The 26,603-nt window shown below is 53.2% G+C and carries 25 protein-coding genes; 5 read left to right on the forward strand and 20 right to left on the reverse strand.

All coding sequences use genetic code 11. The annotated features are described in order from the left end of the window. Positions 1 to 241: 241 nt before the first annotated feature. A complete protein-coding gene (locus MKY64_RS21555; protein ID WP_209878753.1) occupies positions 242 to 1,213 on the forward strand; it encodes an S-layer homology domain-containing protein in 972 nt (323 codons plus the stop codon). 670 nt (positions 1,214 to 1,883) lie between these two features. Here the strand turns inward: MKY64_RS21555 and MKY64_RS21560 are convergent. The 15 genes from MKY64_RS21560 to MKY64_RS21630 all read right to left on the reverse strand — a co-directional run bounded on the left by MKY64_RS21560 (position 1,884) and on the right by MKY64_RS21630 (position 17,873). Next, positions 1,884 to 2,798: a GNAT family N-acetyltransferase gene (locus MKY64_RS21560; RefSeq protein WP_340955608.1), complete on the reverse strand. Its 915-nt coding sequence runs from the start codon at positions 2,796 to 2,798 to the stop codon at positions 1,884 to 1,886. A gap of 115 nt (positions 2,799 to 2,913) precedes the next feature. After that, complete coding sequence (locus MKY64_RS21565) at positions 2,914 to 3,546, reverse strand: LysE family translocator (protein ID WP_340955612.1); 633 nt, start codon at positions 3,544 to 3,546, stop codon at positions 2,914 to 2,916. Positions 3,547 to 3,566: 20 nt separating this feature from the next. After that, positions 3,567 to 3,998 carry an Lrp/AsnC family transcriptional regulator gene (locus MKY64_RS21570; protein ID WP_209991716.1) on the reverse strand — a complete coding sequence of 144 codons (432 nt, stop codon included), beginning with the start codon at positions 3,996 to 3,998 and terminating at the stop codon, positions 3,567 to 3,569. A 263-nt stretch (positions 3,999 to 4,261) separates the two neighbouring features. Beyond that, entirely contained in the window at positions 4,262 to 5,050 is a 789-nt protein-coding gene (locus tag MKY64_RS21575; protein ID WP_340955615.1) for an SDR family oxidoreductase, read from the reverse strand. A gap of 39 nt (positions 5,051 to 5,089) precedes the next feature. Beyond that, entirely contained in the window at positions 5,090 to 6,343 is a 1,254-nt protein-coding gene (locus tag MKY64_RS21580) for an MFS transporter (RefSeq protein ID WP_340955617.1), read from the reverse strand. Positions 6,344 to 6,820: 477 nt separating this feature from the next. After that, entirely contained in the window at positions 6,821 to 8,983 is a 2,163-nt protein-coding gene (locus MKY64_RS21585; protein WP_445165093.1) for a Tex family protein, read from the reverse strand. A gap of 245 nt (positions 8,984 to 9,228) precedes the next feature. Next, positions 9,229 to 10,440 (reverse strand): MFS transporter, encoded by a 1,212-nt coding sequence (locus tag MKY64_RS21590; RefSeq protein ID WP_339313008.1) that lies wholly within the window; start codon positions 10,438 to 10,440, stop codon positions 9,229 to 9,231. Positions 10,441 to 10,507: 67 nt separating this feature from the next. Beyond that, positions 10,508 to 11,167 carry a TetR/AcrR family transcriptional regulator gene (locus tag MKY64_RS21595; RefSeq protein ID WP_340958144.1) on the reverse strand — a complete coding sequence of 220 codons (660 nt, stop codon included), beginning with the start codon at positions 11,165 to 11,167 and terminating at the stop codon, positions 10,508 to 10,510. 215 nt (positions 11,168 to 11,382) lie between these two features. Next, on the reverse strand, positions 11,383 to 11,733 hold the full coding sequence (locus MKY64_RS21600; protein ID WP_036697332.1) for a type II toxin-antitoxin system PemK/MazF family toxin: 351 nt from the start codon (positions 11,731 to 11,733) through the stop codon (positions 11,383 to 11,385). Positions 11,734 to 11,736: 3 nt separating this feature from the next. Next, on the reverse strand, positions 11,737 to 12,018 hold the full coding sequence (locus tag MKY64_RS21605; protein ID WP_036697455.1) for a CopG family ribbon-helix-helix protein: 282 nt from the start codon (positions 12,016 to 12,018) through the stop codon (positions 11,737 to 11,739). A gap of 211 nt (positions 12,019 to 12,229) precedes the next feature. Beyond that, positions 12,230 to 13,411, reverse strand: coding sequence for an alanine racemase (gene alr, locus MKY64_RS21610; RefSeq protein WP_076079572.1), 1,182 nt, complete (start codon positions 13,409 to 13,411; stop codon positions 12,230 to 12,232). A 180-nt stretch (positions 13,412 to 13,591) separates the two neighbouring features. Then, positions 13,592 to 14,674, reverse strand: a complete 1,083-nt coding sequence (locus MKY64_RS21615) for a LolA family protein (RefSeq protein WP_076079571.1) — start codon at positions 14,672 to 14,674, stop codon at positions 13,592 to 13,594. Positions 14,675 to 14,984: 310 nt separating this feature from the next. Next, positions 14,985 to 15,902, reverse strand: a complete 918-nt coding sequence (locus tag MKY64_RS21620; protein WP_339254075.1) for a DUF4367 domain-containing protein — start codon at positions 15,900 to 15,902, stop codon at positions 14,985 to 14,987. After that, entirely contained in the window at positions 15,899 to 16,462 is a 564-nt protein-coding gene (locus MKY64_RS21625) for a sigma-70 family RNA polymerase sigma factor (protein ID WP_076079569.1), read from the reverse strand. The genes MKY64_RS21620 and MKY64_RS21625 overlap by 4 nt, the downstream gene beginning before the upstream one ends. A 190-nt stretch (positions 16,463 to 16,652) precedes the next feature. Continuing rightward, a complete protein-coding gene (locus tag MKY64_RS21630; protein WP_339313007.1) occupies positions 16,653 to 17,873 on the reverse strand; it encodes an MFS transporter in 1,221 nt (406 codons plus the stop codon). A 152-nt stretch (positions 17,874 to 18,025) separates the two neighbouring features. On the opposite strand from MKY64_RS21630, the gene MKY64_RS21635 reads away from it, so the two are divergent. From MKY64_RS21635 to MKY64_RS21645, 3 genes are all read left to right on the forward strand, one after another. Then, entirely contained in the window at positions 18,026 to 18,601 is a 576-nt protein-coding gene (locus MKY64_RS21635; protein ID WP_340955620.1) for a TetR/AcrR family transcriptional regulator, read from the forward strand. Between the two features lie 184 nt (positions 18,602 to 18,785). Continuing rightward, a complete protein-coding gene (locus tag MKY64_RS21640; protein ID WP_340955622.1) occupies positions 18,786 to 19,910 on the forward strand; it encodes a stalk domain-containing protein in 1,125 nt (374 codons plus the stop codon). Between the two features lie 27 nt (positions 19,911 to 19,937). Next, positions 19,938 to 20,717 (forward strand): TatD family hydrolase, encoded by a 780-nt coding sequence (locus tag MKY64_RS21645; RefSeq protein WP_340955623.1) that lies wholly within the window; start codon positions 19,938 to 19,940, stop codon positions 20,715 to 20,717. Positions 20,718 to 21,010: 293 nt separating this feature from the next. On the opposite strand, the gene MKY64_RS21650 is transcribed toward MKY64_RS21645, so the two are convergent. Next, a complete protein-coding gene (locus tag MKY64_RS21650; protein ID WP_340955626.1) occupies positions 21,011 to 21,868 on the reverse strand; it encodes a helix-turn-helix transcriptional regulator in 858 nt (285 codons plus the stop codon). A gap of 165 nt (positions 21,869 to 22,033) precedes the next feature. Here MKY64_RS21650 and MKY64_RS21655 point away from each other — a divergent pair, with 165 nt between their 5' ends. Next, positions 22,034 to 22,342, forward strand: a complete 309-nt coding sequence (locus tag MKY64_RS21655) for a Dabb family protein (RefSeq protein WP_340955629.1) — start codon at positions 22,034 to 22,036, stop codon at positions 22,340 to 22,342. Between the two features lie 130 nt (positions 22,343 to 22,472). Here the strand turns inward: MKY64_RS21655 and MKY64_RS21660 are convergent, their stop codons facing one another. From MKY64_RS21660 to MKY64_RS21675, 4 genes are all read right to left on the reverse strand, one after another. After that, entirely contained in the window at positions 22,473 to 23,039 is a 567-nt protein-coding gene (locus tag MKY64_RS21660) for a histidine phosphatase family protein (protein WP_340955631.1), read from the reverse strand. Between the two features lie 48 nt (positions 23,040 to 23,087). Next, entirely contained in the window at positions 23,088 to 24,371 is a 1,284-nt protein-coding gene (locus MKY64_RS21665; protein ID WP_340955633.1) for an MFS transporter, read from the reverse strand. Between the two features lie 82 nt (positions 24,372 to 24,453). Next, positions 24,454 to 25,608 carry a winged helix-turn-helix domain-containing protein gene (locus tag MKY64_RS21670; protein ID WP_340955636.1) on the reverse strand — a complete coding sequence of 385 codons (1,155 nt, stop codon included), beginning with the start codon at positions 25,606 to 25,608 and terminating at the stop codon, positions 24,454 to 24,456. Between the two features lie 160 nt (positions 25,609 to 25,768). After that, a complete protein-coding gene (locus MKY64_RS21675; protein WP_340955638.1) occupies positions 25,769 to 26,521 on the reverse strand; it encodes a DUF4309 domain-containing protein in 753 nt (250 codons plus the stop codon). Between the last annotated feature and the right edge of the window lie 82 nt (positions 26,522 to 26,603).

Below are 26,603 nucleotides of genomic sequence, written 5' to 3' on the forward strand. Positions count from 1 at the left end.
GCACCCTGTCTCACCGTATATTACCTTTTAATCATCGTATATTGACCTTTTTGGCTGCAAAAGTAGCTGAATTCAGGCGAAGATTCGACTTTCGGTAGGTGAAAATTGACACATGATGAATTTTTTTCGAGTGTGGAGAATCAGTGCTGCGGGGTTAGAGAATAATAATTCCATCTATGGAGTGGCGGGCTGCAACCTTTTGCTCCTAAATCCCATCTAAGAGGATACGAGGTGATGTACAATGAAGAATACATTAACCCGGATGCGCACGGCCAAAATCTCGCTGGCCTGTAGCATTCTGGCGGCAACCTTAGCTATCGGGGCACCGGCTTCCGCTTTCTCAGATCTGAAGGGCCATGCGGCCGAAGCCAAAATCAATGCCCTTCATCAGGAGGGCATCCTTAACGGAGTGACCAGCGACAAGTTCGCGCCGAAGTCCAGCCTTACGTATGCGCAAGGCGTGCAGTTCATGGTGAGCGGCCTGAAGCTTGCTCCGCAGCAACCCTCTGGCAAGAAGGCCAGCGATTATTTTGACAACGTAAAAAATACCGCCTGGTATGCCTCCGCATTCCTGAAGGCCAAAGAAAGCGGCTTGTCGCTGGAGCGCTCGGTTGACCCTAATGCTGTGATGACACGGGTACAGTTCGCACAATTGCTGCTTCAGGCGCTTCAGAACAAAGGGGACTTCGCCTATACGGAGATGTATGCCAACATTACAGACGGCGGCAAGCTATCCCCTGCGGAGATGAACAGCCTGCAGATTCTGATCAACACCGGACTGGTCACGCTGGAGAAGAATAACACCTTCCGTCCGAATGAGGCGGTTACCCGTGCAGAAGCTGCCGTCCTGGTCTACGATGCCGCCAAATTCGTGAAGGAAGTGATTATGATGGATGAGAACATTTCGGCCCCGTCCACCACATACGATGCCGCCGTTACGCTGGACAAAGCCGCCGCTGGTGTGAACAAAGCTACGGTGACTGTATCCAATCTGCCGAACCCGGGGTATGGCCTGGTCATTGAACGGATTGAGTTCGGTGCTGACAAAACCGCAGTGATCTACTTCAAGGTCACCTCACCGAAGCCCGGTTCCATGAACCCGCAGGTCATCTCGGCAGGCACCGCCGTCACCTATCTGCCGGAAGGCTATACCGCAGTAGCCCAAGCTACACCAGGCTCGGCAACCTCGGCTGCTTCCAGAGTGACAAAGTAACAGCCTCCACCTAACTAGTACAGTGTCAGATTTAAAAGGGTGAGTAGGAGCGATAAGGTATGAAGAACTTAAAGAGCGAAGTCATTGGACCAGATGTATGCGAAAAAGAGAACACATTGTGCTGGTGCCAAGGTAATCCGCCCAAATGTATACGAAAAACGGAACACAATCGCAGCATCAGATTTAATAGGGTGGATAAGCTTGCGAAACTCCATCCCAAAATCTAACGGACCGGAGAGGCCTTATCCCCACGAGAACGCCACCTTTTGCAGCGTAACGGACTCAGGCGACCTTATCGCCTCTCTACGAGACGTTTCGGAGCTGAATTGCAGGGGATAAGCTCCATGGGGTCCGTTACCCGCCCAAGTGACGACTTTCTTACTTAATAAGAGCGCCTCAGTCCGTTACGCTAAGCCAAACGTCCCTGAAGAACAACCCCCGCTTGGAAAAGATGATATTTTGAAGGGGAATTGCATCTGTTCCACCTTTTTAAATCTGACGATCTACTAGATGCATCACAAAGAGCGCACCGCCGGATACCCGGCCGGTGCGCTCTTTGTGATGCTTGATTTTACAATATCCATGAACCAGTAAGTCCACCCGTTGCGGACTGAAGATCTCACACTCTGGATCGGCTGGTTAGCGCGGCCTGCGGCTGGCTGGTTAGCGCTTAGTCCAACTCCTTATAGTACCGGATCTCCTGACGCCCGGTCTGGAACCCGGCTGACCGGTACAGAGACAGCGCGGAATCATTCGTGGTCAGTGCGACCAGCTGCGCCTGCTCCAGCCCTTTCTCCTGAAGATACATTAACGCATGATTCAGCAGCGCCTTGGCAATGCCCCTTCTTCTCCAGGGCTTGCAGACAAATACATCTTCAATGATGCCAAGCTCCTCTTCCTGCCAGACCATCAGACTGCCCGCCACCCGGCCTGCATCCCGCACAACCATCCATGTCCAGAGCGGATGCTCCTGATATTCCAGCAGACGCTCCATTCCGAGCGGGGTCTCCGGCCAGATCTCCGCCTCCAGTTCCAGATAAGCCGCCCGCTGCTCCGGCGAATCCATAGGCGCATTGGTCAATTCAAGGCCTTCCTCCAGCTCCACCGCATGGACGGGTTCACGAAGGTCGCGCTGGAGCGTATACAAGCAGCTATCCGGCAGGTAACCAAGATGCTTTGCGAAATAAGCATGGCAGCTCTCCTCCGGCGCATAATTGCCTGTGCACAGGAGGGTCCCATATTCCGGGGGCAGCGTACGCTTCAGCACCTGTGCCCGTTCCAGCAGAAGCGCGTAGACGCTGTCACGCAGCTCCAGATCCTTTTCCCGTCCGGGCAACGTCTTCAGATTCACGAAAATCTTGTGTTTACTCTCCGCCGCGCGTCCCGGAGGCACCACATTAAAGAGCTGCAGCTGGCCCTTGGCCACCATCTGCTCCCCTTCAAAAGCGCAGAAGACATTCTCCCAGTTGTCCGCATCCCCGACCCACCAGAACAGCACATCCTCCTGCGCCGACACCTGCTCGTACATCGCGCCAAGCGCCGCCATATCCCTCTCTTCAAACTGCCGGATCACTCTTTTGCTCAATTCCCAACCGCCACCTTCTGTTTCTGTCCATCATAACACCACCTGGCAAAGGGCTTCCGTTCTTGAATAACTATAGTTGTTTTATACTGCTGGGGTGGTGGCGCTTGCGTCCTCGTTACAAAAACACAGCTGCGGATTTCACAAGGGTAACTACACCGAATACAAACAGTACTCCCCCGGACATTTTGTTAAATAGGGAGAGCTTGAAGGGTCCCTCCAGTACCTTATTCCGAAGCAGCGCAGCCGCTCCTGAGAGGAGGACCCACCATAGTGCTGAGCCCAGGAACACGCCTGTAACCAGAAACACCATATCTGTGAGCTTATGCGACAGTAGAACACCAGTAGCTCCGAATACGCCCAGAAAAAATATAATCGTCATCGGGTTAGACAGCGTGAGCAGAAACGTCATAGCATAAGAACCCAGCACACCTGGGCTGGCAGTAGAATGAGCTGCTTCTATGGCCGGAACCCGTAGTAACGATCTTATCCCTAAGCAGCAAATAAACAATCCGCCAACCACCTGCAGTATAATGTTGTAATTCACTAGAGCAGCAGTCAAAGCTGTCAATCCTAATCCTGCCAGTATGCCGAACACAGCATCTGCGGTTGCCGCACCCAGCCCGCTGTACAGCCCTGTTCTGAATCCTCTGGTAATTGTCGTTCTGATGCACAAAATACTGATAGGCCCAACGGGAGCCGCGATGGACAGGCCCAGCAATATACCTTTCGATATCCATTCCCATGACATAGATAACCGCTCCTTCGCTTCTATTCCTCTTTCAGGGCAGATAGACTGAAAATGGTGTTCGATCGGACAATGCTGTAACGGGCTTTAAGCGTTTGTGTAATGAAGGTCTCAACACCGGATAGATCTGCTAATGCCACTTTCAGAAGATAATCATATTCACCGGAAATATGATGGCACTCCAGTACTTCCTGGGATTGGATGATACTCTCACGGAAGCCTTGAGTATCCACCGAGCTGCTGAGCTGGAGGAAAATATAGACTACACAGTTCTTGCCCATAGCCTTACGGTCCAGCTTGACGGTGAACTGCGCTATGACCCCGTTTCGTTCCAGCTTCCGGATTCGCTCCGCAATGGATGGAACCGACAGATGAATCATTTTCGAGATATCGGAGCTGGTCATCCGGCTATTCCTCTTCAGTAACCCCAGGATTTGCAGGTCAATATCATCCATTTGCATCCCCTCCATTTTAAGTAAATTATACAATATGTATTAAATAAGAAAATACTTCCTGGTAAATACGTAATTTTTTTAAGCTCATTTGATTTTGTATTAAAAAGTTTAATAATTACCAGATTTCAACGCGGGCAAACTTAAATAGTTAAAGTCCCTTCAATCATCTCTAATCAAAACGCCAAAATAGGCCAACCGAATAACTGGCTGACCCATTCTTTTATTCTCTCAACTTTTACTGATTAGAGTTGGAATTGAGAATTCTAAAGCCCTTTGACCAAGCCGCCATCCACCAATACGGTCTGGCCTGTACTGTAGGAATTGGCTTCGGAGCAGAGGAAGACGATCATTCGCGCAATCTCCTCAGGCTGGCCGTAACGCCCAAGGGGAACGCTCCGCTCGGACTCCGCTTGGACCTCTTCTATACTGACCTTCCGGGCCTCTGCCTTGAGACCATCCAGATACAGCGTCCGGTCCGTGGCAATGCGTCCCGGTCCCACCGTGTTAATCAGAATACCGTATGGAGCGAACTCACCAGCCAGCGTCTTGGCCAGACCGGCGATCCCGGTGCGGAACGTATTGGACAGAATCAGTCCATCGATGGGCTGCTTCACGGAGATGGAAGCGACATTGGCGATTCTGCCGGCACCGGATTTCTTCAAATACGGCAAGGCGCAGCGGATCAGCCGGATCACGCTCATCAGGTTATGCTGGAACGCCAGCTCCCACTGCTCATCCTCCATTTCCTCGAAGGTTCCTCCGGGCGGGCCTCCTGCATTGGTTACCAGCACATCAAGCCCGCCAAAGGATTCAACGCTTCCCTGTACGAACGCTTCAATGTCCGCCTTAACCGTTAGATCGGCCTGGCGGCTGTACACCTTCACCCCGTAACGCTCCCTGATCTCCTCCGCCGTCTTGCGGAGCTGCTCCTCATTCCGGGAGCAGAGGGCCACATTCGCGCCCTCCCTGGCAAATTCCTCGGCCACCGCTCTCCCGATGCCTTTGCTGGAGGCAGCCACTAGTACGTTTTTACCTTTAAGATTCAGATTCATGAATATCTACTCCCTTTTAGTGAAATATCGTTAGACAGCTTAAAGTTTGCGGATCGGTGTCACCAAGGCAATAATTACCTCAAGCAGTTTGGCAGCTGCGGCCACAGCGAACACTGCACGGGGATCCGTCCATTCTGACAAGGCCGCTCCCGTCATTGCTCCCAGAGGCATTGCCAGCCGGGTAAGCACTCTAGAGAAGCCCAGAACACGTCCAATCATATCCTGTGGAATCGTCTCTTGCCGGACTGAGGTTACAATGGTATTCCAAGCCACATTACAAGTAGTAACCCCTAGAAAGGCAATGCCGGGAGCCAGCCAAAAGTCGCTGATTGCAGCAAAACTGAATCCCAGAGTCCCCACTCCGAGTAATACAGGAATTAACAGTCCCCGGCGGAAACGTCTCTCCAGCGGAACAGCAAGCAGACTGCCGATCATTCCGCCAAAGCCTAACAAGGTATAATTAATGCTGCTCTGCTGGGTATTCAAATGCAAGGTGTTTAACAAATAGAACATTAAGACACCAAAAACAGCACTATACCCGAAGTTACCGATCATAGCCTGAAACGAAAAAGACAAATTGATCTTCGAGCGTACCAGCCACTTGAACCCTTCTCCGATATCGCTAAAAATCCTCCCTATACTCGCCGCTGAGCGAGAGTGCCCCAAGTCTGCCATTAACATAAGAACAATAAGCGTACCTCCAAAGGACAACGCATCTAGCCAAAGCGTATTGAAGCCGCCGATCCCAGCAATAATCACTCCGGCAAGTAAAGGTCCAGCCATCTCAGCAATTTGGTTGGTCAATTGGTACGAAGCATTGGCTCTTGTCAATTGTGCAGGCACAAGTTGCGGGATGATCGCGACTATCGACACATCGAACATCAAAGACAGTATAGTAAGCACGAAAGAGATTGCATACAGGTGCCAAAGCTGAAGCAGGCCGGAAAAATGCAGCAAGGGAATCAATGCGACCAGTAGCGCCCTTAAAATATCCGTTACAATCATCAGCCTTTTTCGGTCCCATCGGTCAACCAGACTCCCTACAACCGGACCAAACAGAACGATGGGCAAGACACTTACCGCATACATAGAGCCCATTACAATACTCGATTTCGTTAATTCGTAGGAGATCCATGGAATCGCAAAGGTGAACAAAGAATCCCCCAACCTGGAAATAAACATCCCTGCCAGAAACCGGATATACGCCAGTGGCAGCTCCAGCAGCTTGCGCACCGGCACTGCCTGCTCGTCCTGATCCGTTCGCAAGGGTGAAGCCGTCTGTGGATCACTCATAAATTAACCTCTTTCGTTTTGAATGCCTCCTTGTGCCATAGTTTTATCAAAGCATATGTCATGCTTAAAACAAATGATATTCTCCACATGAATCTCCAACTCAAATTCATAAGCCCAGCCTACAAGTGGAAACGGCTTTGCCGTCCTTTTAAAGGACGGTACCGTTTCAGCGAGAAATAGAAGGATAAGTTATCGTGTGAAACATATGAATTCTATATTTCAAAAAAACTGTGCAATCCTGATGAAGGAAAGCACAGCTCATTTTTGATTCTCCGGTCCTTTGCGGACCAGGATGCCGTTATTCACTTTGAAATGCCTCTTTTGTCAGCCTAAACGGACTCAAAAGACGCTAAGGAGGCTGTCAGGCCTATTTACAGGCTCCGAAGCCTGACTTAACGGCTCCTGAGTCCGCAAACGATCAGCACAACGCCGATTTCAGCGAAATAAGGTGCTCTGAGTCCGTAACGTCCTCTACTTCTACTCCCCGCTGCCCGCCGCCTCGCGCGGCTGGCGCATCGTCAGGCTGACGCGGCCTTTCTTCACATCCACGCCGAGTACCCATACGGTGACATTGTCGCCGACGGAGACCACGTCCATCGGATGCTTCACATAGCTGCCGCTAAGCTGGGAGATATGGACCAGCCCGTCGTTCTTGATCCCGATGTCGACGAAGGCACCGAAGTCGATTACGTTGCGCACCGTGCCCTGCATCTCCATGCCGGGCAGCAGGTCTTCCATCTTCAGCACATCCTTGCGGAAGATGGGCAGCGGCAGCTCCTCGCGCGGGTCGCGGCCCGGACGCTGAAGACTCTCCAAGATGTCGCGCAGCGTAGGCACGCCCACCGCAAGCTTCACCGCCAGCTCCTCCGCATCCTGAGCGCTTAGCTGCTCTGCAACCTCCTTGCTGCCGAGCTGCTTCACATCCAGCCCCAGCTCGCGGAACAACTTGTCGACCACCGCGTAGGATTCCGGGTGGATCGGCGTGCGGTCCAGCGTATTGTCGCCTCCGGGGATACGCAGGAACCCGATGCACTGCTCGTAGGATTTCGCGCCCAGGCGCGGTACCTTCTGCAGTGCCTTGCGCGTAGTGAACTTGCCGTTCTCCTCGCGGAACTTCACAATATTCTTGGCAATCGTCGTATTCACTCCTGCCACATAGGAGAGCAGCGAGGCCGAAGCGGTATTCACATCGACGCCGACATGGTTAACCGCCGACTCCACGACGCCCCTTAGGCTCTCTTCCAGATGCTTCTGCGACACATCGTGCTGGTACTGCCCGACACCGATGGCCTTCGGGTCGATCTTGACCAGCTCCGCGAGCGGGTCCTGCACGCGGCGGGCGATGGAGGCGGCGCTGCGCTCCGCCACATCCAGATCCGGGAACTCCTCCTGCGCCAGCTTGGAGGCCGAATACACACTGGCCCCTGCCTCGTTAACGATCAGGTAGGCCAGCTCAGGATCGCCGACCTCGGCAATGACCTCGGCCGTGAACTGCTCCGTCTCCCGCGAGCCGGTGCCGTTGCCGATCACGATGAGCTGGATGCCATATTTGGCAATCAGCTCCTTGAACTTGGCCGCCGCCTCACGCTTCTTGTTGTTCGGCGGCGTCGGATACGTGACCGCTACCTCCAGCAGCTTGCCGGTATCGTCCACTACGGCCAGCTTGCAGCCGGTGCGGTAGGCCGGGTCGACGCCCAGCACATGCCGTCCCTTCACCGGCGGCTGCAGCAGCAGGCTGCGCAGATTGCCCGAGAAGATGGAGATCGCCTGCGTCTCCCCCTTCTCTGTCATCTCTCCGCGCACCTCGCGCTCAACGGAAGGGGCAATCAGCCGCTTGTAGGCATCCTCGGTCACCGCTTCCAGCAGCTCCTTGACCGGAGAAGGCCCCTTCACCAGCTTGCGGATGATGAACGCATGGATCTTGTCCGGCACCACCTCGATGCCGACCTTGAGGATATTCTCCCGCTCCCCGCGGTTGATCGCGAGAATACGGTGCGGTGGCATCCGGTGCACAGGCTCCCGGTACGCATAATAATTCTCGTATACACTTTCCTGCTGGGCATCTTTGGCTTCGGAGACCAGAATCCCCTGACTCGCTGTATACTGGCGCACCCAGGAACGGATAGCCGGATCATCGGCAATATTCTCGGCAATGATATCCATCGCCCCTTGCAGCGCCAGCTCGGCACTCTCCACACCTTGGTCCGCATTGATATACTTCGCAGCCTCTTCCAGCGGAACCCCTTGGCGTCTCTGCTCCATCACCCAATCCGCCAGCGGTTCAAGTCCCCGTTCCTTGGCGACACTGGCCCGTGTCTTGCGCTTCTGCTTGAACGGACGGTACAGATCCTCCACTTCCTGCAGCTTCACCGCCTTCATGATGCTCGCCTGCAGCTCAGGAGTAAGCTTGCCCTGCTCCTCGATGCTGCGGATCACATCCTTCTTGCGGTCACCGAGGTTACGCAGATATCCGAGCCGTTCTTCGACATCGCGGAGGACATTCTCGTCCAGCTCCCCGGTCATTTCCTTGCGGTATCTGGCGATGAACGGAATGGTGTTGCCCTCATCTAGCAGCCCCACCGTAGTTCTTACCTGCTTCAGACTGATGCCCAGCTCCTTCGCAATAGCTGCAAGTATCAGTTCCTGCTCCTGACGGGCAGCGGCATCTTCCGCCGCCTTCGCCGCCTGATTCGTATCAACGCTCAAGTAGATCCCTCTTTCTATACACAGTCTGAGTTCATAACTCTCTACTGAAATACTATCACAGTTTGCCGCAGGACCAAAGTTTGTCCCTTACACAAGAAGAAGCGGCTGCACCGTCCCCACCGGGATAGCGCAGCCGCAATCATAATCATAAGTCCGTTATTCTATTCACGCTCCGGATACTAGCGCACCGCAGTAACCTGCTTGCTTCTTCTCCGCCGGGCATAGCCAACCGACAACATGAAGCTGATGAACAAGACGAGCGCAGCCACCGCATAAGGGAAATTGATATCCAGGTCGAACAGAACCCCTGCCACAATCGGGCCGGCAATGTTGCCAAGGCTCGTATACGCGGAATTCATTCCCATCACCAGGCCTTGCTGCGAATCATCTGCCATCTTGGAGAGCTGGGTGCCGACCGCCGGGCGAAGAATATCCATAGCCAGAAAAACAACAAAGGTCACAGAAACAATCGCTACGAAGCCATGCACGAACAGGGTCAGGAGAATCGACAAGCCCGCGATCAGCAGACAGGCGGAAATGACCCGGCTCTCCCCGAATTTGTTCAGAATCCAGCTGAAAGCGGTAATCTGCACCACCGCCCCGGCAATGGAGCCGAAGGTCAGAACAAACGCAATATCCTTAGGGGTGAACGCGAATTTATGATCCACGAACAGTCCGAATACCGTCTCATAATTGGCCAGTCCGAAGGACAGCACGAATACAATAATTAATCCGAAAAAATAAGGCTCACGATACGAGCGCATGAGCTGCATGATTAGACTATCATTATTCCCTTCCATCGTTCTTGATTCTTCGCGCAGCTCCGCTGAACGCGATTCCGGCAGGACTAACAGGGTGATAACCGCAACAATGGCGGCTGCCCCCGCAGCGACGAAGAAGGGGACGCGAATGCCCAGCTCAGCAAGATAGCCGCCGATTCCCGGACCGATGATGAAGCCGGTGGTAATGGCTGCGTTGATGAAGCCCATGCCTTGGGCCCGCTCCTCTGAAGTCGTGGTGTCTGCCACATAAGCCATAACCGCAGGCATAATCATCGCGGCACCGATACCGCCAAGCATTCTGGATACGAACAGCACCCAGGAGGCATTGGCCAGACCGAATAGAAGCTCCGAGAAGGCGAATACGGCCAGCCCGCCGACAATGATTTTTTTGCGGCCCATCTTATCCGACAGTCTTCCGGCGAAGGGCGAGACCAGTAGCTGCGTCAGCGAGAAGGCTGCCACCAGCAGTCCGACCACACTCCCGCCAATGCCCAGCTCGTTCATATAGGTCGGCATAATAGGGACAACCAGACCAATCCCCGTGAACGCCAAAAAGATATTTAACATCAGGAGCAGCATCGCTCCCCGGTTTTTTAACAGTAATGACATGGTGTTTCCCTCCGTATATCCCAGGGCCTTGCTATAAGCTCCGGTTGTAATACATCTATTTCTCTATTTATTGCTCCATCTTCCCCGACCCTATCCCCTGAAGCAGGATCTGAATTCCCGCACGGTAGTATGCCCTGATCGTCTCCGGGGTATCGGTCCTGCCTGTGATCTCATGGACCCGGCTGATTCCCTCCAGCATAGCACTGAGCGTGATTACATAGTTATCCAGGTCACCACGGACCAGGTAGCCGGAATCCATCCCCTCTTGCAGCAGCACACGGCAGGCCTCTGTGACCGATTCGAAAATATGTGAGAGACGCTCGCGGATATCCTCCGACAGCGTATGGGATCTACCGTATTCCTCCAGGGCATGGATCAGCGGATTCTGGATATCCTTTGCATAGTGATCCCCCAGCGCGTATAGACGGGCCTCCGTTCCGCTAATCCCGCTCCGCAGCTCCTCCCACTCATTGAGCCACTTCTGGGTATCCACCTCCACCACGTACAGGAACAATTCATCCTTGCCCGGAAAATGGTGATACAGACTGCCCTTGCTGACCTTCGCGGCTGTGCAGACCTCGTTCATGCTTACAGCGCCGTAGCCCTTTTGCGCAAATAAACTGGTGGCATGCTCCAGAATCCGGCTCTTCGTTTCTTCTCCATCTGAACGTCCCTTAATGGTTAACCCTCCTCTAGACCGACCGATCGGTCCAATTATAGCACGCAGTTATGCCCTCGCACAACCCCCATCATCAACACTCATCTATCCTCGGGTATATCAATAAGTATATATCGGTTAGGCGCCAAATAATCCCACCAAGTGGGGTTTTAGCTTCGATGACTCAGGTACTTTGCGGGGACCCCAAAACATCAAAAAGGCAGCACCGGAGCTGATCCGGCCTGCCTTTTGTTACGATGATTGATGTTATATCCCCGTAGGGTTCAGAAATCAATCAGCCCCAGGCTGATTTGCAGCGAATCATCCACCAGCTTCATGGTCTCATCGTCCAGGTGGGTGATTTTATCCGTTAAGCGTTGCTTGTCAATGGTACGAACCTGCTCCAGCAGAATCACGGAATCCCGGTCAAAGCCATGTGCAGCCGCATCAATCTCCACATGAGTCGGCAGCTTGGCCTTCTGGATCTGGGCAGTGATAGCTGCCACAATCACAGTCGGGCTGAAACGATTGCCAATATCGTTCTGAATAATCAGTACCGGCCTTACTCCACCTTGCTCAGAACCCACAACCGGTGAAAGGTCGGCAAAAAAAACGTCGCCGCGTTTAACAATCAATAGTTACACCCCGCTTACTAAGCGGCCAAGAGTACTGTCTGCATCTTCCTCAGCGAGAAAGGCCTCGCATGCCATGGTCAAATTAATCTTAGCCATTTCCATATAGCCCCGCTGCATGGACTCGCGGATGGTGCGTTTCCTCCGATCGCTCAAGTACAGCTTCATGGCCTGCCTGATCAATTCACTACGGTTAGAGTTCTCCAGTTGAACGATCCCATCTACTTCCTGCAAGAGATGATCGGGCAAGCTGATCATGATTCTTTTGGTGTTCTGCAAATTGGCCACCTTCTCTTCCACCCCCACAAACCTTCTGCCCTTGTGTTCCAGTGTTACAATATACAAGGAATTTTATACAAGGAATATATGCCGCCAGTATATCAAGTATGCTGCATCCCATTATAAACTAGAAATGGCGGTTCGTATAGACTATAAGTCACAAGCTCTATACGGTACGTTCCTTATATTCAGTTCCTGTACTAGGTATCTGGTCAGGGTATTAGGCTTGCAGCAAGGGATTAACGAGGTTGGGTAGCATACCATGGCGTACATACACGCGCGGTACCCGGTGAGCCAGCATACAGATTACTTCGTAGTGGATCGTCCCTAAATGGAGCGCCAGTTCATCTGCCGTGATCGACTCGGTGCCCTGGCGGCCGATGAGTACAACCTCTTCGCCTGCTTTGATTTGTTCCGCTTCTAGAGCGAAAGATTTCAGTGATACCATACACTGGTCCATGCAGATCGTTCCGACGACAGGAACGCGGCGTCCGCGTATTAGCACCTCCGCTTTGCCTGTTAGCATGCGGGAATATCCGTCAGCGTACCCCACGGGGAGCGTAGCGATAACCTCATCGCCTGCCGTGAAGTACCGGGTGCCGTAGCTGATGCCTGAGTCAGGCGGCAGGGTTTTGACATATACAGCCTGCGTCTTCAGCGTCATTACCGGGTGCAAGGCCACCAGCTCACGGTTCACCTCAGCCGAGGGGTAGAATCCGTACAAGCTTATGCCTACACGCACCATGTTAATGGATAGTAGAGGTGTATCAATGGCCGTAGCGCTATTGCCCGTATGTATGATCGGGATGGTAATGTTCATGTCCCGAAGCGCTTCCGCCACGCTCATGAAACGTCGGTGCTGCATTAGTGTATAGCTTTTGTTGTGTTCGTCTGCTCTGGCAAAATGGGTGAACATGCCCTCCAGCTCCGCCTGTTCCACCGCATGCACCTCAGCGATGAATGCGGGCGCATCCTCCGGCAATAATCCCAGTCTGCCCATTCCGCTGTCAATCTTGATGTGTACCTTCAGCCGGTGCTCCTTCTCAACAGGAAGGGCGCTAACCGCTTCCAGTACCTCCGGTGTGAACAGTGTAACGGTAATATTGTTCTCCCAGGCTACGGCAATGCCTTCCGGTGAAGTATAGCCCAGCACCAGGATAGGAAGTAGTATTCCCGCCTGACGCAGCTCCAATGCCTCATCGAGAAAAGCAACACTGACGTAGTCCGCTCCAAGCCGCTCCAGCTCCCGCGTCACTTCCACTGCCCCATGTCCATACGCATTTCCTTTGACGCATCCCATGAACTTGGTCTCCTGCGGCAATACGCCGCGAAAAGCTTCGTAGTTGGCACGCAAATCATCCAGGTTAATCTCGGCTGCTGTCGGCCGATAGCTTGCCTTCACTTCAGGTCACCTTCTTACATTGTAGTAAAACATCTCTGCCTTATTCGCACAGATCAGAAGTCTTACTGCCAATGGTAATGCTCGTGAAGGCCGCTGTCAATGTGAGCAGATGTAGACAAAAAACGGATACCGCGGGTAGAGGAATGATTCCCACCTTGCGCAGTATCCGCCCACTGTTTTTTATTTACCCGATTGTTCCTCCATAGAAGCGGCTATTTGCATCATTTCCGTAACTGGCAGATTTGCGCTTGTTATCCGGTACTCTACACCCTCGCTCATCCAGGTCAGCGTCTGCTGCTCATCCCCGCTAAGCAGGCCTGCCGTGAAGCCCAGATCGACCAATGTTCCGGGAGCCAGCGACACCGCACGGTCCAGCGGACGGGCTTCCATAATCGTATACTGGTAAACGCCGTCATAGCGGATCAGCACCGCATGGTCCTTGCTGCCTTCAATTTTGTTCGTGTCCTTCAGCTTCACACCAGCCGGAATGTAAGCCGGCTCAATGATCCCGAAGTCGCCCAGCTCGGCCGTAACCGGCTCACCGGCCTGTTCACCATCTTCAGAGACCACCGGATTACCTTCTTGGTCCACTTCCGCCATCGTGTTCTCGGAAGGGCTGCCGGCCGCCATATTCTTCTGCATATCGAAGGAATCTGCTGTGAATTCCGGATCGAACTTGAAGCTGTCGAAGGTCACATTCACCACAACCTTGGCTTCGGAATCCGATACCTGCACCTGCTTCGGCTCATAGGTCTTTTTATTCAGCCAGATCTTCTGGCGGACCAGCGCACTGCTCTGATAGTTCGCAGCGACCTCGAACACATAATTATCCCCGTCCTCCACGAACTGCCGGTTGTTGTCGGAGACAATTCCCTTCAGCAGCGTCTGGTACAGATACACCTGACCCTGGCTGTCCGGCCAGTCGCTCTGGAAGCGGAAGCTTTTGCCAAGGCTCGGGGTCAGGACGAATACGCCCTCATCATTGCGCAGCACAATCTGCTTCACATCCTTCTGGACGTTCGACAGGCTGATCCGGTAATACGAAGGATTCTTATACCATACCTCCACCTTGTAATCCTGCGGCTGCTCCCCGGTGTACAAGGTCATCGTGCCTGAGCCCTGATAAGCTCCCTGCTTGCTCTCCAGCTTGTCAGACACTTGATTCAGATCCTTGACCACAGAGGCGGCATCCTTCTTCCCGCACCCCGCCAATACTAAGGCCACGCTCATAATGATCGCGAGTACCCATGTTATCCGGCGCATGACATCATCCCCTTAACCTGTTTTGAATGCATTGATTAGTACATGTCTATGAAGGACTTGGCCTCAATATGCAGACGGGCATGACAAGCATGAAGAGAAGTGTTATTCCAGCCGCGAATCCGCTCCCGCCACCCGGGAATCTAACAATCTATGTATGGTTCCTCTTATTTCCTTATATATAGTAGAAACACTATTGCAAAAAGCACCAGCCCGCGATCCCCGCCACGCTCCGGGGTTGCAGTCTGGTGCTCTGATTCATCCCATGCCTGTCTATGCCTCGTACTTGTTCCCTTATCCGCTGCTCAGCAGCTTACCAGTTAATGGATTCTGCAATCTTCAGGACCTCTGCACGGTCAAGGCCGCGGGTGCTGAGACCGTATATCACGCCGTTCGCTTCCCAGTCCAGCGTTCTGCCACCGACAAGAGCTGCATCCGTCCCCTTGATCTTCACCTGCTCAACCTTATCATCCGTTGCCATTGAAAAGGCATTCTCCTCATTGGCCAAGCGCAGCTGCATCCAGATTCGCTTATCCTTATCTTTGCTAGCGAAGAACAGTTCAACAATCTGCCCGCTTACACCCGCCTCGTCCTTATAGAACTCCCCGTGGTCAAAGGCAAAGCCCTCTGGCAGGTATTCCGGCAGCTTCACCTTGAAGAGAGCGTATTGATCCAGCTTAACTGCCTCCTTGACGGTAAACTTCTGCTCTGAAGCTTCCTTGTCAAGCTGCTCCTGCTCGCTCAGGGTAATCAGCTTATCCCCGTCGAAATTGACGATGGCCTCCCCGGCAGCATTGAAGATGGCTTCCGGCATGGGGTTAAACGAAGTGACGGGATTCCCCTCCTGGTCAAATATCTTGCCCTTCCAGGCATCCGGGAACTCCTTAGGGTGACTCCCGTCCATCTGAGCGACCTCAATATGTCCCAGATGGACGGAATTCAGCACACGCTCCAGCATTTCCTGTGCGAACGAGGGTCTGACGAAAGACACGCTCACCACGGCTGCCACCAGCAGAGAAGCTGCAATCATCACCGGGCGTCTGATTCGTTGTTTGTTCTTCATTCTATTATCCTCCTGTTGTTTCTGAATGGAACGGCTTCTCACTTGGCGCAGAACCGCCGCCGGATCGGACTCTCGGGAGAAGTCCTGCTTCGCCAGGTATTCGCCCAGCTCGTGAAGCTCCTGAAGTTCAAACCCTTCCGCCTGTGCAGCGTTCTTCTTGTTATTCATAGCTCTTCCACACTCCCTATTTCAGATTTCAGTTTTCGCATGCTGCGATAGAGAATGACTCCGACATTGCTCTCCGAGATTCCGGTAATCCGGGCAATCTCCGTATTCTTCAGATCCGCCCCGAATTTCAGAGCGATGAGGTTACGTTCCTTCGGGCTGAGCGTGTCCAGCGCATCCTGTAGCCTATCGCTGCGCTCTCTGCCGAGGATGAGCGTCTCCGGCTCTTTTTTGCCAGACACCAGCTCCCGGATACTGTCCAGTGAGAAGAAGCGCTGCCGCGCGCGGCTCCGGTAATAATCATTCACTACGTTGCGGGCAATGGCGAACAGCCACACTTCCAGCGGTGCTTTCTCCGGGGAGTAGGCGGGCAGCTTGGATAGCGTCTTCTCGAACACCTGGCTGGCCAGATCCTCAGCGGTGTAACGGCAGCTCACCCGGTAGGCGATATAGTTGAATATCCGTTTATAATAGACTTCGAAAACGGCTGAAAACTCCAGCTCTGTCTCTATATGGGATGAAACCCTGTCATGTATCAAAGGCAGCAATGCGCGCTCTTGCATTCCTTAAGCCCTCCCTTCCAGGCTGAATTTACTTGGCCAAGTATTCTACATGAGCTAATACGCTCTATCTATCGAATCCATTACATATGCAGACGAAAAAAGACAGAGGATCGAAGCTCCCCTGCCTACTGTAGTTTTTTTAGGATTCACTGGCTATGCGGATTATTGCTGAACGCCACGGCTCCTTTTCTCAAGCGTGCTCCTTCTTCTCGGTCAAAAAGTAGATCAGCGCCAGCACTGGCAGTGCCAGCCCGATCAGGGTTGTCAGACTCCAGCCGCCGTAAGCATATGCCCAGCCCCCGAGTGATGATCCCACGGCTCCTCCAATGAAGAAGATCGCCATGAACAAGCCGTTCAGCCGCCCCCGGGTCTCATTGCCCAGTGAATAGATCGCCCGCTGCCCCAGCACCAGATTACCGGACACGCTCATATCGAGCAGAATGGCCGTCAGCACCAGCAGGCCTAGAGTAAGATTGGAGGTATCCCGCAGCAGGTAAGCCAGGATAAAGGAGAGAACGGCCAGTGAAATGCCAAGACCAGTCAATAGCCGGGTCCAGCCCTTGTCAGCCAATCTGCCCGCAATCGGCGCTGCTACGGCTCCGCCCACACCAGCCAGGGCAAACAGGGCGATTCCTTGCTGGGACAGGTGATACTCACTGGACAAATGTAGCGGAACAGTCGTCCAGAACAGACTGAAGGCACCGAACAGGCTGGCCTGGTATAAGGCGCGGCGCCGCAGCACCGGCGTATGCATGAGCAATGTGCCCAGAGAGCGGAGCAATTGTCCGTATCTCAAGCCGGGAGCGGGCTTCCGGGCGGGCAGGACACGGGCTAGTAGCAGCGTCAGCAGCGCAGTTACGACAGCGGAGACGATGAAGATGGACTGCCAGCCCCAGAGTCCGGCCATGAAGCTGGCAACCGGGCGGGCGAACATAATGCCCAGCAAGAGGCCGCTCATCACATTGCCGACGACGCGGCCGCGATCTTCCTCAGTGGCCAGATAGGAGGCATACGGCACCAGGACCTGTGCGGCTACCGAGCCCAGCCCGATCAGCAAGGAGGCGGCCAGGAACAGCGGTGCATTTGGTGCCAGAACGGACAGCACCAGGGCGGCCACCACCAGAATCAGCGACATCACCGTCAGCCGGCGGTTCTCGATAATATCACTGAGCGGGACAATGAACAGCAGTCCGGCTACGTAACCGATCTGCGTCAGGGTAACGATTAGCCCTGTCGCTCCGGCGGACAGATGAATGGCCTGCCCGATGGGCCCAACCAGTGTCTGGGTATAATAGAGATTCGCCACGATTAATCCGCAGGATACAGCGAGCAGAAAAGTGATCCAGCCGGGGACAGCCTTTTGAGTAACAAGGGATACTGTTTGTTGTTGCGCAGGAATTCCATCTTTCATTTGAAGCGCCACCTTCCAATTTTTAAATAGTGAACGTCAAGTACATTAATTAACCATGACCAAATAATATACTAAACGTTCAGTATTGTAAATAGGCAGTTTTATGGTATACTCCAATTATAGTTGAACTAGCACTGTCAGGAGGAATCACCATGGAGAAAAAAAGAGGCCGCCCGCGCAATACCGAGGCCAAGAACGCTATTCTGAACGCTTCATATCAATTATTGCTGGAGACGGGCTTCGGCGCAGTTACCGTAGAGAAGATCGCGGAGCAGGCCCAGGTCAGTAAGGCAACGATCTATAAATGGTGGCCGAATAAAGCGGCGGTGGTGATGGACGGATATCTGTACGCTGCTAACGCCAGACTGCCAATCCCGGATACAGGTTCCGCCAAGGAGGACATTCTAATTCATGCGGGGACGCTCGCGCAGTTCCTCACCAGCCGGGAAGGTAAAGTCATTACGGAGCTGATCGGTGAAGGGCAATCCGATGCCGGACTGGCGGAGGCGTACCGGAGCAGATATTTCGGCCCGCGCCGCGAGGAAGCCCGGAAGCTGTTTGAACGGGGGATTGCCCAGGGCGAACTGAAGCAGGGACTCGATATCGGGAGTTGTATTGATCTCGTCTATGGCCCCATCTTCTACCGTCTGCTGCTGACCGGGGGAGAGCTGAGCGAAGACTCTGTCAGAGCCCTTGTGTTACTTGCCCTTCAGGCGCTTGAAGCTTGAGGTTTCTGCAAGTCTTCTATTAGGATATGGCAAATTGCATTTGTCCAGGCACAATGCAGTATGGGCAGTATATGCTAGGGCTGTAACAGGCTTGTCTTATCTTTGTTAACAGAACGTGACCGCAGGCGGAGTTTTTCATTTATAATACAAGAGATTGGAATTTCCAGACTCCGGAGGTTATCTTATGAAAAAATTAATTACCGCTGCCGCTATTGCCCTGCTCCTCGCAGGCCATGCGGCGGGTTCATCCATAGATATTGCCCATTCTGCTGCTGCTCCTCTATCCCTTGTTGTGGACGGACAAGCCGTTCTCCCCGGGGCTCCCCCCTTCCACTCCGGCGGCACATTATACGTACCTGCCCGCGCGCTGCTGGAATACTTCCCGATAGAGCTGCAATGGAATAACACCCTCAAGCAACTAACCCTGTCCACAAGCTGGGACAAGACTATTCTTACGCCCGGCAGCGCTTCCATGCAAGTGACTTATACGCAAACGGACGGAGGATACCAAGAGGATCTGGACGCCCCTGTGCTGCTGAAGGCAGGCCGTGTATACATCGCGGCAGCTGCTCTGGATTCCCTTACGGGAGCTGTTACAGAGCTGAATCCGGGAGGAAGCCGGGTTAATATTACCCCAGGCAGTCTTAGCACAACCGTCAGAGTACCCGCTGCCCCCCTTGCCGTTGCAGAGAATAATTCCAAGGTGAAGCTGTACGCCGCGCTTAAGGACGGCGATACCTACAAAGGATTCATCCTTGAAGTGAACGGGAAAAAGCAACACTTCAACTGGACGGTATCCAGAGACTACTCGCATCCGCCTCAGCTCTTCTATGCTGATGTAGATTCTGACGGCAAACCGGAGGCTACGGTTGTGTTCACCCTGGGAACCGGAACCTCGCTGGTTGCACAGGAGGTTCATGTCGTGAAGCCGGAGCAGGGGAAGGAGCTCTCCGTGCCTGCTGCGGACGAGGCCGCCCGCGCAGCAGTCTCATCCAGTATTGTGCTGGATCAAAAGGACGTCCTGCTGAAGCTTGAGCTTACAGGACTCAAGCCGTCCAAGATGACGCTCAGACTACAGGACCGTGCTGAGGACGGCCTGAAGTATTTCGGCAGCAAAGCGGCCATTGGCGCAGTAACCTACTATTCAGTAGAGAATAACAAACTGCTTGCGGACACCAGCTTAATGGTCGGCATGACCGAGAGTGTCGGTACCCTGAAGCTGGAATATAAGGCAGGCAAGACGGGGATGGAGCTGGGGTCTATTGCTTTTGAGCCGGATGAACGCGGTGAAGCCATTTTGGAGAAATAAGAAGGTTGCCGGGGAAGGAGCTTAGCCATGATTGATGCCCATATTCATCTAGACCAATATGAGGATCACGTAGTGTCCTCGCTGCTGGAGGGACTGCCAGAGCAGGGCATAGAGTCGCTGATAGCCGTCTCGATGAATCTCGCTTCGAGCAAGCGAACTCTGGAGTTAGCAGCCAGCTATCCGGGCCTCGTGAAGCCTGCGTATGGCTTCCATCCAGAGCAGGCGCTGCCTGCGGAGAAAGAACTGAACGTGCTACTGAAATGGATTACAGACCATGCTGGAAGTATGGCCGCTATTGGTGAAATCGGCCTTCCCTACTACTCCCGGACCGAGGCTGTGGAGCGTGGCGAAGCTTGGGATATGGCACCCTATATTCAGCTTCTGGACAGACTTCTTGGACTGGCTGCACGTTTGGGCAAGCCTGTAGTACTACATGCCGTCTATGAGGATGCGTGGACCGTATGCGATCTGCTGGAGCAGCATGGCCTTACGCAGGCCCATTTCCACTGGTTCAAGGGCCCCGCTGCTACCGTTGACCGGATGATTAGCCGCGGTTACTACATTTCCTTCACTCCCGACATCCTCTACGAACCGGAGATTCAGGAGCTGGCACGCCGCTATCCGCCGGAGCTGGTCATGGCAGAGACGGACGGCCCGTGGCCGTTTGAAGGACCGTACGCCGGGCGCACCACCCATCCGGCTATGGTCCATGACGTTGCTGCCGCCTGGGGGGCGCTGCATGGATATTCCGTTCCAGAGGCCCAGGCCCTGCTGACGGCCAACACAAAACGATTCTATGGGCTATAGGGTTAGCAGTTCCACTTAAATACAGCACCAGACTTAAATCTGTTAAGGTACAAACTAAGCTATATACTTAAGTGCATTCCGTACAATTAAAACGTTTGATTCACTGCCAAATATACGTTTAGTTGTATTTCATACATTTAAAATAGCTCATTATCGGGGATCTCGCCCACTCAGGCAAATTTAGTTGTACAAACTACAGTTAGAAGAGCTACTCCTTCCTTTTGACTGTTTTTAAATGCACATAATACAACTAGCCCTGAATGTTAGCTTCGACCAAACTAATCCAATTGCCCTTAGGGCCCGTAACGCTGGTCCCGATAATCAATTAACAGCTGCTGCATTTTTTCCACCGTGCCGTCTTGATGAGGAACATGGATGGATACGGTCAAATTTGAGTCGTTCAAATACTGAAACGATACAAGATCGAAATTCAATTTCCCGAGATTCGGACAATGCAGCGTCTTCGGAGCATCTATGGCATCGAGAATCTCATGAGAGTCCCAAAATTCACGAAACTCACTGCTAACCTTGGACAGTGCCTCGAACTGCTCAGACCACCAAGGGTCTTCGCCGTGACGGGCGTACCCGGCATGGAAAGTAGCAACGATTCGCCTGGCATGCATTTCCCATTGCTCTCCCTTAACGTAGCGGAAACGGGCAGAAGTAAACGTCATCCAGACAAAATTCCGTTCACTCTCCGACATAGCCGCGAGATCCCCATTCATTGCACAGTAGGCTTCATTCCAGGCAATGATATTCATATGCGCATCCATGACATTCGAAGGTGACAGGGTTTGGCTATCCAAAAAACGTTGAAGTTCCGCTGTTACCTTGGAGGGTTGATGAGTATTGATCAAGGGAAATTGCTTTCGAGCCAGATGGTACAGATGCCTGCGTTCTGCTTCATCGAACCGAAGCACTTCTGATATTTGGTCAAGTACCTCAGCGGATACGTTAATAGGACGCCCTTGTTCCAAATAGGTGTACCAGTCCAATCCTACATCTGCCAGCTGGGCTACCTCGCTTCGGCGAAGTCCAGGTGTACGTCTGCGTCCGGTTTCCGGCAAACCCGCTTGCTTAGGAGTCATTCGTTCACGGCGTAAGCGCAAAAAACGAGACAATTCCCCGTAACGGTCCAGTCTGTCCGCCATAATCTCCTCATGCCTCCTATCTATTCTTGAACGTAGGATTTCCAATCCTACGATAACCAGATATCTCCCTAACCTCGTTAGGCTCATGTACACTAGTCTATGTCCTCCATAGGAGAAGAGCAAGAATGGTTAGGACAAGTTGATATTAGTTTTGGGGGGATTAAGATGTTTGAGCATATGGTGCTATTGAAATTCAAGCCTGATGTTTCTATTGCAGAGCAAAAGGACGCTGTTAGGCGCGCGCAGAACTTTAAGGGGGAAATTCCAGGTATCGTAGATCTTAGCGCGGGGATTAACGTGACTGAGGAAATCGAGCACACCCAGGGGTTCACGCTGGGGATCAGAGTTACTTTTGAGAATCAGCAAGCTTGCCGTGAATATATTCAACACCCGCTACATCAAAATTTATTGCAATCCATAGGCCCATTTGTTGATGGAATCATCGTTATTGATTATCCGTTTGCGGCCAGTTGATCACGAAAAGCTAAAGAGGCAGCCACCACATTGGTCGGCTGCCTTCTTGAGATTATTATTGAGTATCATTCAGCTTCGGCTGTTTCAAACCCTTTATAACATTGTGGAATCACCTCGGACTCTACTCAGCTTAAAGCGACATCCGCCGGACCGACACTTCATCTTCTCCGAACTCCATGACATAAATATCCGGCTTGGTCGTCTGTAGTAAGAAGTCCAGACCGTATCCCGGGGAATAATGGCCCATCATCAAGGACATCACCATACCATGGGTTCCGATGGCCACTCTTTTCCCTTCATGGGTCCGCAGAATATTCTGCAGCGCCTTCACTGCCCGTGCCTGGCACTCCCGGTTCGATTCCCCGCCCGGCAGGGCATAATCGGGATCGGTGTACATCTTCTGGAGTTCATCGTATAAGCCTTCGTCGGATAGCTGCTGGTTGCCCTCCATCCAGACCTTTTCTCTAAGATCATCGATCAGAATGATTTCCTGCCCCAGCTTATCAGCCAGATCGGCTATCGTATTGACAGCCCGGATATACGGGCTGCTGTACAATACATCTATCCCTTCATCCTTCAGGCATTCCGTGACCTGCAGGGCATCCTCCTCCCCCTTGGGCGAAAGGCCGCGTGTCCATTCATCCACCCCGGTACGGAGCGAGTCTCCGTGCCTTACCATGTAGATATAAGTTGTCATAAGCTCCTCCTAATCGTACATACAGAAATTAGTGATCCGTTAACCTTCTTAGCTACTCTCTACCGCTGGCTGAGCGGCTTCCGCTGTAGACCTCGCCACCGGCCAGAGCTGCCGTCTGAACGCCACACCCATCAGACCCAAGAGCAGCTGCAGTAAGCCAATGTTAACAAAAATGCGGGCCGGACCTGCATATTGCACAAGCACGCCGCCCAGCAAAGGTGCCACAATGAGTACCGTGCTGAGGACGGTGTTCTGAATGCCGAAGATGCGGCCGGTCATGTGCGGCGGGGTTTCTTTTTGCAGACAGTAATTGAAAGTAATCATGAATACCCCGTTGCCGATCCCCAGCACAAACCCGATCAGCAGCACCCAAATCATAGATGCCCCCGGCTGAAGCAGACCCAGCGCCGCAATTGATCCGCCGATCAGGACATACCCAGATCCCAGCTTCCAGCCATAACCTTCTTCCAATTTCAGCTTGTTCAGGATTAGGATGATGAGCACAGCTCCAGCTCCGGTAGCAGCTACCATCCAGCCGAGCAGGGATTCCCGGTCTGGTGCGAATACCCGGAACAGGCTGGTGAATTGAAAGTCGACGACCTGAATCACTAACGACCCGGCAAGTCCGAACAGCATCGTATTCAGCAGCAGCCGGCTGCGGAGCATGAAGCTCCAGCCTTCCCGCCACATGGTGCGGAGTGGTATCTTGTTGTCCGGCGCTTCCGGCTGCTTGCTGTCTTCTTCCTCCGTATGGATGTTTTTTACGGATAGCAGCAGCAGATAAGAACAGCCGCGCAGCAAGGCATTGAGCAGGATGCACCACTGCGGCGTAAGGAAGGCGAGCGCCAGACCTCCGAGCAGCGGCCCGGCGATTTTGGAGCCTTGGTTGACCAGTCCGTTGAGTGATGAGGCTTGCAGCAGCTGGTCCTCTCTCACAAGACTGCGGGTCAAGGACTGCTGGGCCGGCATATTCAGTGTAGACAGCGCTGAGCGCAGCGCCAGCAGCGGCAGCAGCCAGACCATACTCGGGGCGAACAGCACCAGCAGGGTCAAGAGCGCTGTCAGCAGATCGCAGATGCGCATCAGCTTCAGCTTGTTCAGCCGGTCGGCGGCTACCCCGGCAATCGAGCCGAGCAGAATACTCGGCAGCGCCAGCGCTACCGGAATGAGGGCCAGCATCAGCGGCCCGGCCTGCCAGCGGTAACCGACCAGCACCTGAATCGCCAGTGCATCGAACCAGTCGCCGAAGCTCGCTGTGGCAAAAGCGCTGTACACCCGCATATACGTTTTGTTATGAAGCAGACTGTTTCCCTGCTTGGTTGATCGTTCCATCTGACACTCCTCCAGGTTACCTAAGATCGTAGATGAAGCTTCATCTATGATTCTAAAGTAACGGAGAATTGTCAGAGAATTATCATGGGGTCTCCAGCAGCGGCAGCAGGATGCGCTCCAGAGTGTGTTCTAGTCTGTCCAGGCCACAAGCTTCAAGCTCGGCCGCAAACAGGCTACTATACTTTCGGTCCAAGGTACTTCCGGTCAGGAACATCCGGCAAAAATGATGAATCTTGTACAGTGCATAGAAGCGCAGCGGCACGAATCCCGACATATCCAGCACCTGCAATCCCTCATTGATGAGCCGCTCCCCCTCTGCCCACTGTTCACGGCGCAGCTTCCAGAGTCCCTTCACTACCTTGTAGTTGCCAATCTCCCGCAAAAAGGGCTTGTCCTGCAAAATCCGGCTGACGGCTTCATCCATCCGTTCCAGCTCTTCATCGCAAGCTCCCGCTGAGAGATGGATGAACAGCTCTGTAATTACCGTGACCGGGATGAAATTCTCGAAGCCGGGTCCGGCGATCACCTGGTAGGAACGCTTCAGACGTTCCAGTGCTTTTTCCGGCTGACCTGCAAGGGTGTACATGTCCAGCATCGTCAGAATCTCAAGCTCGGTTTGTTCTGGCGGGTTCAGCAGATTCCGCGCAATCAGGCGCTCGGCGTACGCCACCTTCTCCCTGGGATCACCAATGAAGAAGTAGAACAGATTGAGGTAAAAGAGCCGGTCCTTCAGCGGAATCTCGTCCGTGTGGACCAACCAATCCAAATCTCCCTGCACAAAATGAACAACCATAGAATAATGCGGGTCCAGCTCGTAGCCGAGGATGTCCTGCTGGCGGGCAAGAGTGAGCATGGAGTTCCCCTGACCGTAGACATGGAACTTCATGAACACCTCACGCATCGTGTCGCGCAGCTCCGGGTCATTCGTTGCCGGATTTACCGCTACGCCCGCAAGGCCGCCCGGAATTGCCAGACTGTACCCGAATCCGCGAATCGTCTTAATGTCAATCCCGCCCAGTAACCGCAGCTTCTTGCGCAGCCGGTAGATATGATCGTCAACGGTCCGTTCCACCGGATATTCCATCGGCCACACTTTATCCAGCAGCTGCTCCCGGCTGAAGGTCCGCCCGCGGTTACGGTACAGAAACTGCAGCAGCGCAAACTCCTTGGGCAGCAGCTCTACCGTTAATCCTCCGGCAGATACCTTATATTCATTTCCGTTCAACTCCAGATGCATGGCGGTGCCTCTTTTCTTCTTCTTCTGCTAATAAATCCACAAGTCGATTATATCAGCTTGAGCCAAAAAATCCCCCTACAGTTGCCGCTGAAAGGGGATTTCTCTTTACAATATTGATGTGACTACAGTCGCTCTAATCGTCCCACCTGTTGACGCGAGGCTAGCCTGCCATATTATTAATGGAGTCCTGCTCCGAGAACACCGAGATATGATCTACCGTTCCTGTGGATTCCGGGATGATGAATTTGAGCTGATACTGCTTGTTGGCCTGATAAATATAGATGTTATGCTCGCCATTCACGGTAGTATCATCCGGCTTGCCGAGTACTTCTTCAATCTGATCCAGTGTCAGGTTACGCAGGTCTGGGGCGCTGGAGCGCACATCGAAAATCTTGCTGCCCTTATTGAAGCCGATTACTACCTGCTTGCCTGAATATGTGGAATAGATCCCTTTGCCTGCCGATTCCTTGAGGTCCGGCTCTCCCCACGCGGCTTCCACCTCATCAATAAGTCCGGTGTGTGCAGCATATTCGACGCCGGGCACCTTGCCCTGCTTAGCAAGCTCCAGCAGCTCCTTCAGCTGCTTGCTCCGTTCCTGCGGGGTGGCGGGAGCTACGGTATCTGCTTCAGCCCCTGCAACCTCAGTAACCGTAGACTCTGTTGAGGCTCCCGCTGCGGCTTCAGAGTCAGCAGTTACAGGCTCTGCGCCCGCAGCAGCGCCGTCATCTGTACCAGATTCGCTCACCTGCGCACCTTCTGCTGCCGATGAAGCGCTATCCCCTGGCTGTACAGTTGCTGTAGCCGCAGCCGTATTGTTAAGCGATGGTTCCGTTTTGCCGGAATTACAGGCTGTAAGGCTGAGCATCGCCCCAACGATAAGAATACCTGTGATTGTTCTAATTAATGTAGTCATGCTGCCATCTCCTTCGTTATGGGAACCATCCTCTTTTGTCTAAACTGTACCCTATGACGCAGGGGCTGTAACAAAGGTTGCA

The sequence above is a fragment of the Paenibacillus sp. FSL R7-0210 genome (assembly GCF_038009085.1).
GTDB classification, from domain to species: Bacteria; Bacillota; Bacilli; order Paenibacillales; family Paenibacillaceae; genus Paenibacillus_AQ; species Paenibacillus_AQ silagei.

Coding starts and splice junctions, on each gene's coding strand:
- MKY64_RS21590 (WP_339313008.1), bottom strand. CDS start 10,440: ATGTCATTACTGTTAAAAAACCGGGGAGCGATGCTGCTCCTGATGTTA.
- MKY64_RS21665 (WP_340955633.1), bottom strand. CDS start 24,371: ATGGAACGATCAACCAAGCAGGGAAACAGTCTGCTTCATAACAAAACG.
- MKY64_RS21655 (WP_340955629.1), top strand. CDS start 22,034: ATGTTTGAGCATATGGTGCTATTGAAATTCAAGCCTGATGTTTCTATT.
- MKY64_RS21615 (WP_076079571.1), bottom strand. CDS start 14,674: ATGCGCCGGATAACATGGGTACTCGCGATCATTATGAGCGTGGCCTTA.
- MKY64_RS21565 (WP_340955612.1), bottom strand. CDS start 3,546: ATGTCATGGGAATGGATATCGAAAGGTATATTGCTGGGCCTGTCCATC.
- MKY64_RS21555 (WP_209878753.1), top strand. CDS start 242: ATGAAGAATACATTAACCCGGATGCGCACGGCCAAAATCTCGCTGGCC.
- MKY64_RS21640 (WP_340955622.1), top strand. CDS start 18,786: ATGAAAAAATTAATTACCGCTGCCGCTATTGCCCTGCTCCTCGCAGGC.
- MKY64_RS21625 (WP_076079569.1), bottom strand. CDS start 16,462: ATGCAAGAGCGCGCATTGCTGCCTTTGATACATGACAGGGTTTCATCC.
- MKY64_RS21670 (WP_340955636.1), bottom strand. CDS start 25,608: ATGCATCTGGAGTTGAACGGAAATGAATATAAGGTATCTGCCGGAGGA.
- MKY64_RS21650 (WP_340955626.1), bottom strand. CDS start 21,868: ATGGCGGACAGACTGGACCGTTACGGGGAATTGTCTCGTTTTTTGCGC.
- MKY64_RS21580 (WP_340955617.1), bottom strand. CDS start 6,343: ATGAGTGATCCACAGACGGCTTCACCCTTGCGAACGGATCAGGACGAG.
- MKY64_RS21575 (WP_340955615.1), bottom strand. CDS start 5,050: ATGAATCTGAATCTTAAAGGTAAAAACGTACTAGTGGCTGCCTCCAGC.
- MKY64_RS21635 (WP_340955620.1), top strand. CDS start 18,026: ATGGAGAAAAAAAGAGGCCGCCCGCGCAATACCGAGGCCAAGAACGCT.
- MKY64_RS21620 (WP_339254075.1), bottom strand. CDS start 15,902: ATGAATAACAAGAAGAACGCTGCACAGGCGGAAGGGTTTGAACTTCAG.
- MKY64_RS21630 (WP_339313007.1), bottom strand. CDS start 17,873: ATGAAAGATGGAATTCCTGCGCAACAACAAACAGTATCCCTTGTTACT.
- MKY64_RS21570 (WP_209991716.1), bottom strand. CDS start 3,998: ATGGATGATATTGACCTGCAAATCCTGGGGTTACTGAAGAGGAATAGC.
- MKY64_RS21645 (WP_340955623.1), top strand. CDS start 19,938: ATGATTGATGCCCATATTCATCTAGACCAATATGAGGATCACGTAGTG.
- MKY64_RS21660 (WP_340955631.1), bottom strand. CDS start 23,039: ATGACAACTTATATCTACATGGTAAGGCACGGAGACTCGCTCCGTACC.
- MKY64_RS21675 (WP_340955638.1), bottom strand. CDS start 26,521: ATGACTACATTAATTAGAACAATCACAGGTATTCTTATCGTTGGGGCG.